This window comes from Phenylobacterium sp., from assembly GCF_030680185.1.
In the GTDB taxonomy this organism is placed as follows: Bacteria; Pseudomonadota; Alphaproteobacteria; order Caulobacterales; family Caulobacteraceae; genus Phenylobacterium.
Map to the genome: position 1 here is coordinate 21,515 of NZ_JAUXVZ010000009.1, position 15,858 is coordinate 37,372.

The 15,858-nt window shown below is 71.4% G+C and carries 9 protein-coding genes and 1 riboswitch; of the genes, 5 read left to right on the forward strand and 4 right to left on the reverse strand.

Annotated elements, in window-relative coordinates:
* Positions 1-2 precede the first annotated feature (2 nt).
* Together Q8L83_RS01245 and Q8L83_RS01250 are read right to left on the reverse strand one after the other, a co-directional pair.
* Positions 3-758, reverse strand: a complete 756-nt coding sequence (locus Q8L83_RS01245; RefSeq protein WP_305284321.1) for a hypothetical protein — start codon at positions 756-758, stop codon at positions 3-5.
* Positions 759-872: 114 nt separating this feature from the next.
* Positions 873-1,079 carry a DUF1674 domain-containing protein gene (locus Q8L83_RS01250; RefSeq protein WP_305284322.1) on the reverse strand — a complete coding sequence of 69 codons (207 nt, stop codon included), beginning with the start codon at positions 1,077-1,079 and terminating at the stop codon, positions 873-875.
* Between the two features lie 111 nt (positions 1,080-1,190).
* On the opposite strand from Q8L83_RS01250, the gene Q8L83_RS01255 reads away from it, so the two are divergent.
* From Q8L83_RS01255 to purH, 4 genes are all read left to right on the forward strand, one after another.
* Positions 1,191-2,474, forward strand: coding sequence for an RsmB/NOP family class I SAM-dependent RNA methyltransferase (locus Q8L83_RS01255; protein ID WP_305284323.1), 1,284 nt, complete (start codon positions 1,191-1,193; stop codon positions 2,472-2,474).
* Positions 2,475-2,539: 65 nt separating this feature from the next.
* Positions 2,540-3,202, forward strand: a complete 663-nt coding sequence (rpe, locus tag Q8L83_RS01260) for a ribulose-phosphate 3-epimerase (RefSeq protein WP_305284324.1) — start codon at positions 2,540-2,542, stop codon at positions 3,200-3,202.
* An 11-nt stretch (positions 3,203-3,213) separates the two neighbouring features.
* On the forward strand, positions 3,214-4,953 hold the full coding sequence (locus tag Q8L83_RS01265; RefSeq protein ID WP_305284325.1) for a heparinase II/III family protein: 1,740 nt from the start codon (positions 3,214-3,216) through the stop codon (positions 4,951-4,953).
* Between the two features lie 51 nt (positions 4,954-5,004).
* A riboswitch (ZMP/ZTP riboswitch) is annotated at positions 5,005-5,087 on the forward strand.
* 23 nt (positions 5,088-5,110) lie between these two features.
* Entirely contained in the window at positions 5,111-6,724 is a 1,614-nt protein-coding gene (purH, locus tag Q8L83_RS01270; RefSeq protein ID WP_305284326.1) for a bifunctional phosphoribosylaminoimidazolecarboxamide formyltransferase/IMP cyclohydrolase, read from the forward strand.
* Between the two features lie 16 nt (positions 6,725-6,740).
* Here the strand turns inward: purH and Q8L83_RS01275 are convergent, their stop codons facing one another.
* The gene (locus tag Q8L83_RS01275) at positions 6,741-11,609 is read right to left on the reverse strand and encodes an NAD-glutamate dehydrogenase (protein ID WP_305284327.1); all 4,869 of its coding nucleotides are present in this window, start codon (positions 11,607-11,609) and stop codon (positions 6,741-6,743) included.
* Between the two features lie 364 nt (positions 11,610-11,973).
* Here Q8L83_RS01275 and Q8L83_RS01280 point away from each other — a divergent pair, with 364 nt between their 5' ends.
* Positions 11,974-13,449: a helicase HerA-like domain-containing protein gene (locus Q8L83_RS01280; RefSeq protein ID WP_305284328.1), complete on the forward strand. Its 1,476-nt coding sequence runs from the start codon at positions 11,974-11,976 to the stop codon at positions 13,447-13,449.
* A 21-nt stretch (positions 13,450-13,470) separates the two neighbouring features.
* On the opposite strand, the gene Q8L83_RS01285 is transcribed toward Q8L83_RS01280, so the two are convergent.
* Positions 13,471-15,786 (reverse strand): PAS domain-containing protein, encoded by a 2,316-nt coding sequence (locus Q8L83_RS01285; RefSeq protein ID WP_305284329.1) that lies wholly within the window; start codon positions 15,784-15,786, stop codon positions 13,471-13,473.
* Positions 15,787-15,858: the final 72 nt, after the last annotated feature.

Sequence of the window (15,858 nt, forward strand, 5' to 3'; positions counted from 1 at the left end):
ACTCAGTGGCCCTTGCCGCCGCCGTAGCCGCCCTTGCCCCCATGGCCGCCGCCGTGGCCGCCCTTATGGCCGCCATAGCCGCCGTGGCCATAAACGTAGCCGCCACGCACCGAGACGTTGGCCGAGGCGCGGGCGGACGCCGAGGACGAGGCGTAGGACGAGGCGTGGCTGGAGCCGCCGCCATTGACGATCACATAGCCGCCCCCGCCATAGCCGCCGCCCGATGGGATCGGACCGACGCCGCCTGAGTCGGCAAAGAAACTCATGGGCAGGACCTGGCCGTGGGACGAGCCGCAGGCCGAGGCGCAAGGGGCGCAGCACGGGCCGTAGCCAGGGGACTGGACCGGCGGATAGTAGGGCGCCGGCGGATAATAGGCGTTCGGCGGGCCGTAATCCGGCGTCGGATAGGGCGCGGGCCCGTGTTGCGGCGGGCCATAGGCCGGCGGCGGATAGCCGTAGGCCGGCGCCTGCGGATAGCCGTATTCCTGCCGGTAGGGGCCATACTCCTGCTGGTAGCCCCGCGTGCCGTACGCGTCGCTCACATAGGCCTGCTCATAGCCATAACGCTCATGATAGCCGGAACTGCGCTGATAGGCCTGGTAGCTCTGGTCGGCGCCATAGGCGTCATAATAGCCGCCGCCGGAATAGCCGCCGCCATAGGGCGTCGCGCAGGGATTCTGTGGGGGGCAGGCGGCGGCCGCGCCGCCCACAGCCAGGGTGAGGGCGAAACCCGCGATCGCGCGGAAAGACCAGGACATCATACGCTCCGGATACAAAACTTAACGGAACGCTAACGCGCCGGGCTGGTGGGCACGAGTCCTTGCAAGTCCTGCGCGAGCTTGGCCGCAGACAGGCGCGCGGCTGGCGAGGGCCTAGAAGTCCACCGCGATGCCCTTGCGCTCCCAGTCGCCGAACCGGGTGGGCTCGAGTCCCTTGGGGCCGCCCTGCTCGGCGGCCAGGGCGGCCTGTGCAGCCTCGGCCTGGCGTCGGGCCTCGGCCTCTTCCAGGGCGCGGCGGGCGGCGGGACTCAGGGGCTTGTCGGGGGCGGCGTTGGGCGGGAGCGCGTCGGTCATGGTCATGATTTAGGACGCCGGACGTCCCGGCGCCAGCCGTCCCTCCCGCGGGTCCAAATCATCGCAGCCCGCGATCTTTCCTTGCCTGAGGCCTGCGGAGCGGGCACGTCGCAGTCGGTGAACGAAGACAATGATCTTGGCCTGCCGGCCCGGGGCGCGGCCCTCGACATCCTGACCGCCGCCCTGGCGCGCCGCACCGGCCTGGAGGAGGCGATCTCCACGCCGGCCTTCAGCGCGCTTTCGCCCCGGGACCGGGCCTTCGCCCGCGCCCTGGCCATGGCCACCCTGCGCCGGCTCGGCCCCATCGACCGCGCCCTGGACGCCAAGCTGGCCAAGTCGCCGCCGGACGGCGTGCGCCAGATCCTGCGGATCGGGGTGGCCCAGGCCTTCCTGATGGAGACCCCGCCCTTTGCGGCGGTGGCCACCAGCGTCGATCTGGCCGCCTCGCGCCGCGACACCCGTCCGTTCAAGGGCCTGATCAACGCCGTCCTGCGCGGCCTGCTGCGCGAGCCCCCTGCCCTGGACGCCCCCGAAGCCCTGCCGCCGCCCTGGCTGATGGCCCGCTGGAGCGCGGCCTACGGCCCCGAGACGGCGCTGAAGATCGCCGCGGTGATCGCCGAGGAGCCCGCCACCGACCTTTCCGTGCGCGATCCGGCGACGACCCAGGATCTGGCCGCCGAACTGGAGGCCGAGATTCTGCCGGGCGGAAGCCTGCGCACCGCCCGCCGCGGCGACCTGGCGACCTGGCCGGGCTTCGAAGCGGGCGCCTGGTGGGTGCAGGACGCCTCGGCCGCCATCCCCGCCCGGCTGCTGGAGGCCGGTCCCGACCAGCAGGTGCTCGACCTCTGCGCCGCCCCGGGCGGCAAGACCCTGCAACTGGCGGCCACCGGCGCCAGCGTGACGGCCCTGGACCGCTCGGCCGGGCGACTAAAGCGCCTGGCGGCCAATCTGGAGCGGATGGGACTGAAGGCCGCCACCGTCACAGCCAACGCCACCGAATGGAAGGCGCCCGACCTGTTCGACGCCGTCCTGCTGGACGCGCCCTGCTCGGCCACCGGCACCTTCCGCCGCCATCCCGACGTGCTGTGGGCCGCGCGGCCGGCCGATATCGCCAGCCTGGTCGAGACTCAGGCCCGCCTGCTGGACGCCACCGCCCCACGGGTCGCCGCCCATGGCCGGCTGATCTATTGCGTCTGCAGCCTGGAGCCCGAGGAGGGCGAGGGTCAGACCGCTGGCTTCCTGGCCCGCCATCCGGAATTCGTCCTGGAGCCGATCGCGCCCGGCGAAGGCGGCGCGCCAGCCGAGAGCCTGCGGCCCGACGGGACCCTGCGCATCCTGCCCTTCCACAGCCCCGGCGGCACGGACGGCTTCTATATCGCCCGCTTCCTGCGGCAGGGCTGAGTGATCGGCCCTCGCCGGCCGTGGGGTCCTTGTGGCCCGCGGGCGGCTTGGGTTAAGTCCAGACGATGAGCCGAAAGACCATCATCGCCCCGTCCCTGCTGGCCGCCGACTTCGCCCGCCTGGGCGAGGAGGCCCGCGCCGTGGCCGCCGCCGGCGCCGACTGGCTGCACCTGGACGTCATGGACGGCCATTTCGTACCCAATCTGACCATCGGTCCGGACGTCATCGCGGCCCTGCGGCCGCACACCGACATCCCGTTCGACGTCCATCTGATGATCGCGCCGGCCGATCCCTTCCTGGAGGCCTTCCGCAAGGCCGGCGCCGACATCATCAGCGTCCATCCCGAGGCCGGTCCGCACCTGTCGCGGACCCTGCAGCGCATTCGGGAACTGGGCGCCAAGGCCGGCGTGGTCTTCAACCCATCGACCCCGCCCGAGGCGGTGGAGTCGGTCCTCGACCAGGTGGACCTGATGCTGGTCATGTCGGTGAATCCCGGCTTCGGCGGCCAGAGCTTCATGACCTCCCAGCTCAAGAAGATCGAACGGCTGGCCAGGCTGATCGAAAGCACTGGCCGCGACATCATCCTCGAAGTGGACGGCGGCGTGACCCGCGACACCGCCCGCCTCTGCCGCGACGCCGGCGCCACCGCGCTGGTCGCGGGCACGGCGGTCTTCAAGGGCGGGCCCGAAGTCTACGCCGACAACATCACCGCCCTTCGGGGCGGGTGAGCGAGGCGCCCGTGGCCGGACAGCCCCCGCCGGCGCCGGCGTCCAGGCGCCTGCCGGGCCAGGTGGCCGCCCTGGCCCTGGCTGTTGGCCTGCGCCGGCAACTGCGCCGGGAATGGGGCGGCTCGCCCCCCCACCGCTGGCTGCTGGCGAGACCAAGACCCGAAGGCCTGACCGCGGCGCCGACCGACCCCAGACCCGGGCGGGCCGAAACCGGACGCCGCATCCTGCTGGGCGACTTCACCTTCGCCGGCGCCACCCTTCACGCAGGCCCCAAGGGCGACCCTTGGGACCGCCCCAATCCTAGCCGCCGGTTCGCCATCGCCCTGCACCGGTTCGACTGGCTGCGGGACCTGCTGGCCCTGGGCGAGGGCGGGGCGGCCGAGGGCCTTCGCCTGGCCCTGCTCTGGCGGCGCATCTTCGGCCGCTGGAACGCCTTTTCCTGGGACCCCGAGGTGCTGGCGCGGCGGGTGTTCAACCTGGCCTGCGCCGCGCCCACCCTCTGCGCCGGCGCCTCGGACGCCGAGACCGCCCTGATCTCCCTCGACCTCGCCCGTCAGGGGCGACACCTGCTCTCCACCATCGACGGGCCGGTGAAGGCCGCAGAGCGCGCCTGCGCTGCGGCGCTCGCCGGCGCCGTCCTGACCGGCGAGGCCGGCGACCGGCTGACCACCCAGGCCCTGGAGCGCCTGACCAAGGCCCTCCCCGTCACCGTCCTGGCCGATGGCGGCCACGCCTCGCGCTCGCCCCAGGCGGCGCTCAGCCTGCTGCTCGACCTGCAGACCCTGGACGCCGCCCTGGTCCAGCGGGGCCTGGCGCCGCCCGACGAGATGATGCGGGCGATCGACCGGCTGATCGGCGCGGTGCGTTTCTTCACCCTGGCCGACGGCGCCCTGCCGGTCTTCCAGGGCGGCGAGGCCCAGCGCCCGGCCCTGGTGGCCGCCGCCCGCGCCAGCGAGAGCGACGGCGCGCGCACCCTGCCGGCGACGCGGAACGGCTATCACCGCCTCGAGAGCCGCAGCCTGCAGGTGGTGGCTGACGCCGCCCCGCCGGCCGAGGGCGCCTGGAGCGTCACGGCCTGCGCCCAGCCCCTGGCTCTCGAAATCCTGATCAGCGGACGCCGGGCGATCACCAATTGCGGCTGGTCGCCGGACGCCGTCGGGCCCGAGGCCCTTCGCCTGGGAGACGCGGCCTCCACCGCCTCGCTCGGCGACCTGCCCTGTGGGGCGCCGGTGCGCGGCCTGAGCGCCCGGGCGCTGGGTCCACGGCTGATCGGCGCCGACGCGGCGGCAAGCGCCAAGCGCCAGCAGGCCGATGGCGCCCTGTGGCTGGAAATGTCCCACGACGGCTGGGTCCGCCGCTTTGGGCTGCGGCACGAACGTAGGCTCTATCTGGACCTGGCCGCCGACGAACTGCGCGGCGAGGACCGCTTCACCCCGGTCACAGACGCCGCCCCGGGCGAGGACCCCCGGCGGTTCATTCCCTTCGTGGTCCGCTTCCACGTCCACCCCGACGCCCGGGCATCCCTGGCGAGGGACGGCAAGAGCGTCCTGATCAAGAGCGAGGGCGAGGACACCGGCTGGTGGCTGCGCAACGACGCCATGGAGGTCTCCATCGAGTCCTCGGTCTTCTTCCAGGACGGCCAGGCCAGGCGCACCAGCCAGGTGGTGCTGCGCGGCCAGGTGCGCCAGGAGGTCGGCGCGCGCCTGCGCTGGAAACTCACCGCCGCCGAGCCCTGGCCGCCGCCGCGCTGAAGGCCGGCAGGCCTTGCATTGACTCCGCCGACCGGCCGGCGTTAGGACACCTCTGTCCTGTGTGACTGGCGAAATCGAGGTGGGAGACCACCGGGGAGCCAGGACCTCATACGCCGCTCGCCTGGGCACGCCTCGTCCTTCCCACCAGGAGACCGCCGTGCCCGCAGCCCCGAACTTCCCCCCCGCCCCCGACGCCGTCAAACCCGTTCGCGCCCTGTTGTCGGTCTCCGACAAGAGCGGTCTGGTCGAGGCCGCCCAGGCGCTCGCCGACATGGGCGTGGAGCTGGTCTCCACCGGCGGCACCAAGGCCGCCATCGCCGCCGCCGGCCTGCCCGTGAAGGACGTCGCCGACCTGACCGGCTTCCCCGAGATGATGGACGGCCGGGTCAAGACCCTGCACCCGGTGGTGCATGGGGGCCTGCTGGGGGTGCGCGACGCCGCCGACCATGCCCAGGCCATGGCCGAGCACGGCATCGGCCCGATCGATATCGTCTATGTGACCCTCTATCCCTTCGAACAGACGGTGGCCGGCGGCGGCGACTTCGCCGCCTGCGTCGAGAATATCGACATCGGCGGGCCGGCCATGATCCGCTCGGCCGCCAAGAACCACGGCTATGTGGCCGTCTGCACCGAACGCGCGGATCTGGAAGAGGTGATCGCGGCGCTCAAGGCCGACGGCGCGACCTCGCTTCCCCTTCGCAAGCGCCTGGCGGCCCGCGCCTATGCCCGCACTGCGGCCTATGACGCGGCGATTTCCCAGTGGTTCGCCAAGGAACTGGCCGAAGAGGCGCCGCGCCGCCGCGCCTTCGCCGGCGAGCTGGTCCAGACCATGCGCTATGGGGAAAACCCGCATCAGGCCGCGGCCTTCTATTCTGACGGCTCGAACCGCCCCGGCGTGGCCACCGCCACCCAGCTGCAGGGCAAGGCGCTGTCCTACAACAACATCGCCGACACCGACGCGGCCATCGAGCTGGTCGCCGAGTTCGACCCCGCCGCCAGCGCGGCGGTGACCATCATCAAGCACGCCAACCCCTGCGGCGTGGCGCTGGGCGCCGACCTGACCGAGGCCTATCAGCGCGCCCTGCAGTGCGATCCGGTCTCAGCCTTCGGCGGCATCGTGGCGGTCAACCGCCGGCTGGATGCGGCCGCAGCCCGGGAGATCGTCAAGGTCTTCACCGAGGTGGTGGTGGCCCCGGAAGCCGACGACGAGGCCATCGCCATCTTCAAAAAGAAGAAGGACCTGCGCCTGCTGATCACCGGCGGCCTGCCCGACCCCAAGGCGGGCGGCGACACCTGGCGCCAGGTGGCCGGCGGCTTCCTGGTCCAGGGTCGCGACACAGCCCACATCACCGCCGCCGATCTGAAGATCGTCACCAAGCGTCAGCCCACCGAGGCCGAGCTGCGCGACATGCTGTTCGCCTTCACCGTGGCCAAGCATGTGAAGTCCAACGCCATCGTCTATGCCAAGGATGGGCAGACGGCTGGCATCGGGGCTGGCCAGATGAACCGCAAGGATTCAGCCCGCATCGCCGCCATCCGCGCGGCCGAGGCCGCCGAGACGGCCGGTCTGCCGGAATCGCTGGCCAAGGGTTCGGCCTGCGCCTCGGACGCCTTCTTCCCCTTCGCCGACGGCCTGATCCAGGCCGCCGAGGCCGGCGCCACGGCGGTGATCCAGCCGGGCGGCTCGATCCGCGACGAAGAGGTCATCGCCGCCGCCGACGCCGCCGGCCTGACCATGGCCTTCACCGGCGTGCGGGTCTTCCGCCACTAACCAGGCTGCGCGGGCGTCACGCGTCGGCCTGCACCGCCAGCTCGCGCAGGGCCCCATGGGCGATGGTGAGCTTGGCGAAGGTCCAGCCGCCGGGCGCGGACTCGATCTCGGCCATGGTCCGGTGAGCCTGGGCGACGGCGTCTTCGGCTGTGGCGGCCCAGGCGGCGATGGCGGCCTGAGCCGCCTCGCCATCGGCGGCGGCCCTGGCCTTGCGGGCCTTGGCCATCACCGCGCGGGCCACGCTCGTCTGCTCGGCCAGCAGGTCTTCGACCAGCCGACGGACGGCCGTCCGCTCGAAGATGTCGCCGGCCGAGTGGCTGCCGGCCGCGGCCCGCAGGCGATCGAAGCCAAAGACCTCGCCCACCTTGTGGTGCAGGCGCGCCACATTCTCCACCGGCCAGCTGGAGGCCTCGGCCAGATCAGCCAGGTCGGCGGCGACCGTCAGGGGCTGAAGCTCCACCACGGCGTGGGCCATATCCTCGGGCGCGCCTGCGGCGATCAACTGTTCGGCCAGGGCGTCGAGGTCGGCGCGCTCCACGGGCGTCAGCACCTCCGGCGCCACGGCCTTCAGCGCCTGGGCCGGTTTGGCGTAGCGATCGATCAGGGCGGTGACGCCCTCGCCCTGGCGATAGGCCCGGCGGGCGAACCAGAAGGTCATGCCGCGAAGCTGCCGGGCCAGCTGGCGCAGCAGCAGCAGTTGGGCCCGCGCCGGGATCTGATTGTCCAGGGCCTCGACCGATTCCCACAGCCTGGCGAGGTCGAGGACCGCCCGTGCCGCCTCATAGCCGACGAAGAAGGCCCGCGCGTCGCAGCCGGCCGCGGCCATCAGGCGGGCGGGGAAGCTGGGGCCGCAGCGATTCACCACGTCGTTGGCCACCACCGTGGCGATGATCTCACGCCGCAGGCGGTGGCGGCGCATCTCTGGGGCGTAGCGCATCAGGGGCGCGGGGAAGTAGCCCTCCAGCACCTGCTCGAACCAGGGATCGTCGGGGACCTCGGTCTCGACCATCTCGCGGAAGAGCTGGATCTTGCCATAGGCCATCAGCACGGCGAGTTCCGGCCGCGTCAGGCCCCGGCCCGCCTCGGCCCGCTCGGCGATGGCGCCGGCGTCGGGCAGGCCTTCAACCGCCCGGTCCAGCCGACCCATGGATTCGAGCCGGGTCATGAACCGTGCGTGGGGCTCCAGCTCGCCGACGGCGTCCAGCTCCAGCAGGGACAGGGCCTGGTTCTGATCGTAGTTGTGCTCCAGGACATGGTCGGCCACGTCGTCGATCATCGAGCGCAGCAGCTTGTCGCGGTCCGGGCGCTTGAGGTCGCCGGCCCGCTCGACCATGCCGGTGAGGATCTTGATATTGACCTCGTGGTCGGAGGAATCGACCCCGGCCGAGTTGTCGATGGCGTCGCTGTTCACCCGCCCGCCGGCCTCGGCGAAGGCGATGCGGGCGGCCTGGGTCAGACCGAGATTGGCGCCCTCGCCCAGCACCCGGACCCGCAGGGCTTCAGCGTTGATCCGCAGGGCGTCGTTGGTCTTGTCGCCCACATCGGCGTGGCTTTCGGCGGCGGCCTTCACATAGGTGCCGATGCCGCCGAAATAGAGGAGCTCGGCCTTGGCCTTCAGGATGGCGCTGATCAGCTCGGTGGGCGCCAGGGCCTCGGCCTCCACGCCCAGAACCTCGCGGACTTCGGCGCTCAAGGGGATCGACTTCTGCGTGCGGGGGAAGACCCCGCCGCCGGCCGAAATCTTCTCCCGGCCATAGTCGTCCCAGGACGAGCGCGGCAGGGCGAACAGCCGCTCGCGCTCGACAAAGCTCGTCTCGGGGTCGGGATCGGGGTCGAGGAAGATGTGGCGGTGGTCGAAGGCGGCCAGCAGGCGGATTTGCCGCGACAGCAGCATGCCGTTGCCGAACACATCGCCGGACATGTCGCCGACGCCGACCACGGTGAAGGGCTCGGCCTGGATGTCCTTGCCCAGCTCCCGGAAGTGGCGCTTGACCGCCTCCCAGGCGCCGCGGGCGGTGATGCCCATCTCCTTGTGGTCGTAGCCCGCCGACCCGCCCGAGGCGAAGGCGTCGCCGAGCCAGAAGCCATAGGACTCGGCCAGCTCGTTGGCGATGTCGGAGAAGGTGGCCGTACCCTTGTCGGCGGCGACCACCAGATAGGGATCCTCGCCGTCATAGGCGACCACACCCTGGGGCGCGATCACCTCGCCCTCGGGCGTCAGGTTGTCGGTGATGTCCAGCAGACCGCGAAGGAAGGTCTTATAGGCCTCGACGGCGGCGGCGCGGACGGCGTCAGGGGCGCCGCCCACCGGCAGGGCCTTGGGATAGAAGCCGCCCTTGGCCCCTACCGGCACGATGACGGCGTTCTTCACCTGCTGGGCCTTGGCCAGCCCAAGGACCTCGGTGCGGAAGTCGTCGCGGCGGTCGGACCAGCGCAGGCCGCCCCGGGCCACGGGGCCAAAGCGCAGGTGGACGCCCTCGACGGTCGTCGACCAGACATAGATTTCGCGGTGCGGCTTGGGGGCCGGCAGGTCGGCCAGGTCCTCGCTGGCCACCTTGAAGCTGATGAAGGGGGCGGGCCGGCCCGCCTCGTCGGTCTGATAATAGCTGGTGCGCAGGATCGCCTGGACCAGCAGCGCGATGCGACGCAGCACCCGGTCGTCGTCCAGGCTCTCCACCGCCTGCAGGGCCTCGGTGATCTCGGTCATCACCGCCTCGCCCTGGGCCTTTCGGCCGGCGAGGTCGGACTTCACGGCCGGATCGAAACGGGTGCGGAAGAGGTCGAGGATCAGGCGGGTGACGCCCGGATGGCGGCTCAGCGCCTCTTCCTGCGTCCTCTGGGATGGATCGAGTCCGCTCTGTTGCCGATAGCGGGCGAGCGCCCGGACCAGGGCGGCCTCCCGCCAGCCGATGGACAGCTCCAGCACCAGGCGGTTGAAGCCGTCATTCTCGGTCTGGCCGGTCCAGACGGCGACGAAGGCGGCCTCGAAACAGCCCTTCACCTCGTCGAACACCAGGTGCTCGCCCCGGGGATCGTCCAGCTCGAACTCGTGGACCCAGACCGGATCGAGGCCGGTCCGCCGAACGGCGAAGCCCTGCTCGACCATGGCCTTCAGGCCCATGCTCTCCAGGATCGGCAACACCTCGGCCAGGGGCGCGGGCTCTGTCGGGCGATAGAGCTTGAAGCGGAACTGGCGGGCCGTGTCGCCGCTGCGCCGGAAGGCCCGCACGCGGATGGCCTCGTCCGATTTCAGGTCGTCGATCACCGCGATGTCGGCCAGGGCCTCGGCGGCGTCGTAGCGGTCGCGATAGCCCGGCGAGAAGGCTCCGGCATAGCGGCTCAGCAGGTCGGCGGTGGCGGCGGCGGGGCGATCCTGGCCGCGCACGGCGACTTCAAAACGGTCGCCCCAGGTGCGGGTGGCCTCGGCGATCTGCGCCTCGACCGCCGACAGATCCGGCTCACGGGCGTGGCCGGGCGTGAAGCCGATGATGAAATGCACCCGGGCCAGCGGCGACTCTGAGAAGCTGGGATAATAGGCCGAGACCCGGCCCCCATAGGCCTTGGCCAGGAGCTGTCCGGCCCGGCGACGCAGGTCCGAATCGTAGCGGTCCCGCGGCACGAACATCAGCACCGAGGCGAACCGGTCGAAGGGGTCGCGCCGCTCGAACAGGCGCACCCGGGGGCGGTCATAGAGGTGGAGGATGCCCAGCGCATTGGCCAGCAGCTCGTCCTCGGTCATCTGGAAGAGTTCGTCGCGGGGATAGTTCTCGACGATGTTCTTCAGGCGCTTTTCATTGTGGCTGCCCGGGGCCTTGGCCGCCCGGGCCAGGGCGCCTGCGGCCTTGGCGCGCACCAGGGGGACGGCGCTCACCGGCTGGTCGTAGGCCTCGGCGGTGAACAGGCCGACAAAGCGGACTTCGCCGGAGGGCCGGCCATCGGGGCCGTACCGGCGCACGCCCACATAGTCCATGTAGCCGCGGCGATGGACGCGGGAGCGCATATTGGCCTTGGCCACGGTGACGGCGGCGTCTTCCCCCAGGCGCCGCGCCAGCTGCACGGTGAGGACCGCGGGCTCATTGGTCCGGCGCAGCACCCGCTGCTCGGGATCGCGCAGCACGCCCAGGCCATCCTGGGGCTGGAACAGGGGCTCTTCAGGGGCGTAGTCGCCGCCCTCGACCCGCGGATATTCGTAGATCCGTGCGCCGAGGAACACGAAATGCTCGGTGTGCAGCCAGCGCAGGAAGGCCAGCTCCTCGTCCCGGCGCGGGGTGTCGGGGCTGAGCGCCTCCAGTTCCGCGACGGTCCGCGACATCAGGTCCAGCATGGCCGGGAAATCGGCGACCGCGGCCCGGGCGTCGGCCAGGGCCGTGCGCAGGCCGGCCAGCAGCTGTTCCTCGCGGTCGGGGCCGATGCGGTCGACCACCACCTGGATCATGGATTCCCGGCGCAGATCGCCCTTCGGGTTGCGCACGCCCTTGTCGTCCCGGCGGACCTCGACCACCGGATGGAACATGGCGCGGACCTGGAAGCCCTGCTCGGCGATCTCGCCCATGACGCTGTCCACCAGGAAGGGCGCGTCCTCCTGGACGATCTCCACCAGATCGAATTCTGTGGGCTCCGGATCATCGCCGGCCCGGGTGGCGCGGACGATCCTGAGGATCGGCGAGAGGCCGCGGCGCTTGTCTGCAAAGCGCCAGAAGCCCGCGAGGTTGGTCGCCAGATCGTCCAGGTCGAACTGTGGCAGTTCGGCGGGGACCACGTCCTCGGCCGCCTGGGCGGCGAAGGCCTCCAAGGCCGGATCATCCCCGGCGTTGAGGAGACTGAGCAGTCTGCGGGAAAGGTCCTGGCCGACCCGGGCGGCTTCTTCGGTCACGGACGCGCTCATGCGGCCCTCCTGAAAACGAGAACGCCGCCGGAGGAGAGGGTCCGGCGGCGCCTGGCTCCACCGAGGGGGGTCGGCGAAGCCTGGGGGGCTCGTTGCGCCGGCGTCCCTTGCGGGGCGGCGCGGTGAGGCCGGGGGTGGGGAAGCCCCGACAAGGCTTCAGATAGGTATAGACGGCGCAATTGAAAGACCTGCTCTCGATGGGTGGCGCTGATTCGCGCGCCCTCGGGGTGAACAAGGGCAAGGCGGACCCGAAACGCCGTTCCGGTCAAGGGGCCGACCCTGTCATTTCGTGCGACATGTCATGCGTCTGGCGGCCCCGAACCGGGCCGGCTAGCTTGAGCGTCAAAGGGGAGGAAGGCGGGTCATGGCGACGACGGAAAATGGGGACGTGCTGGTCGGTCTGGGCGAGGGCGCGGGCCAGCTCTTCCTGCGCCTGGACCGCGCCAACCGCCATGGGCTGGTGGCCGGCGCGACCGGCACCGGCAAGACGGTGACCCTGCAGATCCTGGCCCAGGGCCTGTCGGACGCCGGCGTCCCGGTCTTCGCCGCGGACGTGAAGGGCGACCTGTCGGGGGTGGCCATGGCCGGTAGTCCCAACGAAAAGCTGCTGGCGCGCGCGGCCAGGATGGGCCTCGACCTGACGCCCCTGGCGGCGCCCACGGTCTTCTGGGACCTGTTCGGCGAGCAGGGCCATCCAATCCGCGCCACGATGTCGGAGATGGGGCCCCTGCTGCTCTCGCGGATGCTGGAGCTGAACGACGTCCAGGAGGGCGTGCTCACCGTCGCCTTCCGGGTCGCCGACGAGGAGGGCCTGCTGCTCCTCGATCTCAAGGATCTGCAGGCGGTCCTCGGCTATGTCGGCGAGAACGCCGCCGATATCAGCGCGCGGTACGGCGCCGTGGCCAAGGCGAGCCTGGCGGCCATCCGGCGCAAGCTACTGGTGCTGGAAGACCAGGGGGCGGCGAGCTTCTTCGGCGAACCGGCCCTGGCCCTGAGCGACCTCATGCGGGTGGACGGTTCGGGCCGCGGCCATGTGAACATCCTGGCCGCCGACCGGCTGATCAATTCGCCGCGGCTCTACGCCACCTTCCTGCTGTGGCTGCTGTCGGAACTGTTCGAGGAGCTGCCCGAGGTGGGCGATCCCGAAAAGCCCCGCCTGGCCTTTTTCTTCGACGAGGCCCACCTTTTGTTCCGCGACGCCCCGCGCGGCCTGCTGGAAAAGGTCGAGCAGGTGGTGCGCCTGATCCGCTCCAAGGGAGTGGGGGTTTATTTCGTGACCCAGAACCCCGCGGACATCCCCGACAGCGTGCTGGGCCAGCTGGGCAACCGCATCCAGCACGCCCTGCGCGCCTATACCCCAGCCGACCAGAAGGGGCTGCGGGCCGCGGCCCAGTCCTTCCGGGCCAATCCCGCCTTCGACACCGCCGAAGCGATCCAGGGGCTGGGCGTGGGCGAGGCCCTGGTCTCGCTGCTCGACGAAAAGGGCGCCCCCTGCGTGGTCGAGAAAACCCTGATCCGGCCGCCGGCCTCGAGGCTCGGCCCGGCGACGCCGGCCGAACGATCCGCCCTGATGGCCCAGAGCCCTGTGCGCGGCCTCTATGACGAGGCCCGCGATCGGGAGTCGGCCCATGAGCGGCTGCAGGCCCGCGCGGAGACCCAGGCCGCGCCGGCCCCGCCGGTGAAGACCGCGCCCGCACCCAGAACGCCTGCCCGGCGCAGCAGCGGCGGCGGCCGGCAGGGCCTGGGCGAGGCCTTCACCAAGTCGGTGCTGCGGACCGTCGGCAGTCAGATCGGCCGCGAAATCGTGCGGGGCATGCTGGGGGGCCTGCGACGGCGCTAGATTTCGGGGCCTGAGGGCGGCCTAGGCCGCGCCGGCCGCCTGCCGGACCACGGCGCTGAGCTGTTCGGCCCGGAACGGCTTGCGCAGAATGGGCCAGGCTTGCGCCTCCTCGGCGTCATCGAGCTTCTCGGCCGTATAGCCGGTGGTCAGCACCACGGGCAGGGAGGGATGGTCGTCGCGCAGCCGGCGAGCGAGATCGACCCCGCTGACCCCGCCGGGCATGACGATGTCCGACAGCACCAGATCGAAGTCGGCGCCGCGTCCGACCCGCACCAGCGCCTCGACGCCATTGATCGCGGTCTCCACCTGGCAGCCCAGTTCGCTCAGCAGGCCCTCGGTGACGGCCCGCACCGCATCGTCGTCCTCCACCAGCAGGATCCGCAGGCCGGCCATCATGGTCTCGATCCCCACCTCGGCCTCCAGCGCCAGCGGGTCGGCATGGTCGGCGGCCGGCAGATAGAGGCTGATGGTCGAGCCTTCGCCCGGCGCGCTGCGGACCTCGACGGCGCCGCCGCACTGACGGATGAACCCATAGACCTGGGCGAGGCCCAGCCCCGTGCCCTTGCCCGTCTCCTTGGTGGTGAAGAAGGGCTCGAACACGTGGTCGAGGACGTCGGGCGCCATGCCGGCGCCGGTGTCGGTGACGGAAATGCGCACATAGTCGCCGGGCTCAGCCTCGCGCACCTCCCCCTCGGCCAGGGTCGTGCGGGCGGCCTCGATGCGGATCTGGCCGCCAGCCGGCGTGGCGTCGGCGGCGTTGACCACCAGGTTCAGCAGGGCGGCCTCGAACTGGGCGGCGTCCAGCCGCGCGGCGCCGACGTCCGGAGCGCAGTCGATGACCAGATGGATCGCCTCGCCAGCGGCCCGACGCACCAGCGGCTCGACCTGCTCCACAAGCGGCGCGACGGCGAGATTGTCCAGCCGCAGCTCCTGGCGACGCGAAAAGGCGAGCAGCTGGCGGGTCAGGCGCTCGCCGCGGCGGCCCGCGGACAGGGCCGCCTCGGCCAGCCGCGTCACCCGCGCCTGATCGGCGGGGTTCTTCAGGATCATGTCGAGGCCGCCAATGACGACGGTCAGCAGATTGTTGAAGTCATGGGCGACGCCGCCGGTCAGGCGGCCCACCGTCTCCAGACGCTGGGCCTGGGCCAGGGCCGTCTCGGTGCGGGCCTTGTCCTCCAGGCTGGCCTGCAGGTCGCGGGTTCGCGCCTCAACCCGGGCCTCGAGATCCTGGCGAGCCTCGATGACCTCGGTAATGTCCGAGGCCGAGCCGAACCAGCGGCGGACCTCGCCGTCTTCGTCCCGCAGGGGCGAGGCCCGCCCGTGGAACCACCGCCACACCCCATCGGCCCGTCGCAGGCGGAACTGGGGCGAAAAGGGGAGCGCGTTCTGAACAGCCTGACGCCAGGCCTCGGCCACAGCATCGCAGTCCTCCGGGTGGACGGAGGCGAGCCAGCCATCGCCCAGGGCGTCGTCGGGTCCGTCGCCGGTGAAGGTGCGCCACTGGGGGCTGGCGAAGACCCAGGCGCCGTCCTTGGCCCCCACCCACATCAGCTGGGGCAGGGATTCGATGAAGGCCCGCACCCGGGCCTCCCCCTGACGAAGGGCCTGCACCATGGCGCGTTGTTCGGTGATGTCCCGGAAGATGACGGCGACGCCCTCGCCGGCCCGCACGGCGCTGGAGCGCACCCAGCGCTCCTCGCCGTCGATGACCCGGCTGACCTCGAGCTCGTCGGCCTCGTCCTGGCCCTGGGCCTGACGCAGCCGCTCGACCATGGCCAGGCCCGTTCCGTCGGGAAAGACCTCGCGGACCCTGCGCCCGACCAGGCTTTCGACCCCGGCCGGCGCCATGCGGTCCGCGGCAGGATTGGCGTAGACCCAGACGAAATCGACGACCTCGCCGTTCTCCCGCACCGGGTCGAAGATGACGAAACTGTCCTTGGCCCCCTGCTGGGCGATGCGAAAGCGCTCCTGCACCGTGGCGCCTCTGCGGATCGCCACGCGCAAGGGCTTGGCCAGGGCGACCGTCAGACCGCCGGTCAGCAGGAAGAGGCCAAGGGTGACCGGTAGGGTCGCGCCGGCGCGCGCTTCGGTCGGCCAGAGCAGGACGGCCACCAGGGCGCTCAGGGCCACAGCCGTCAGACCGCCGCGGCCGCCGGCGACCACCGTGGCGAAGATGATGGCCGGATAGTAGATCATGAAGGCTGGCGGCGAGGTCAGGGCGAGTTCGATCACGCCCTGAAGACTCGTGGCCACGGCCACAGACCCAATAACGATCCCATAGGCGACCGCCGGCCGCTCGACGGCGGTGGCGAAACGCTGGGCCCAGGTGGCCATCATGGCTGGACGCACCCCCAGTGAGGGCTTTTGCTACTCAAGCCCCCACTGTGGCGCATTGTCGCAACGGGGAAA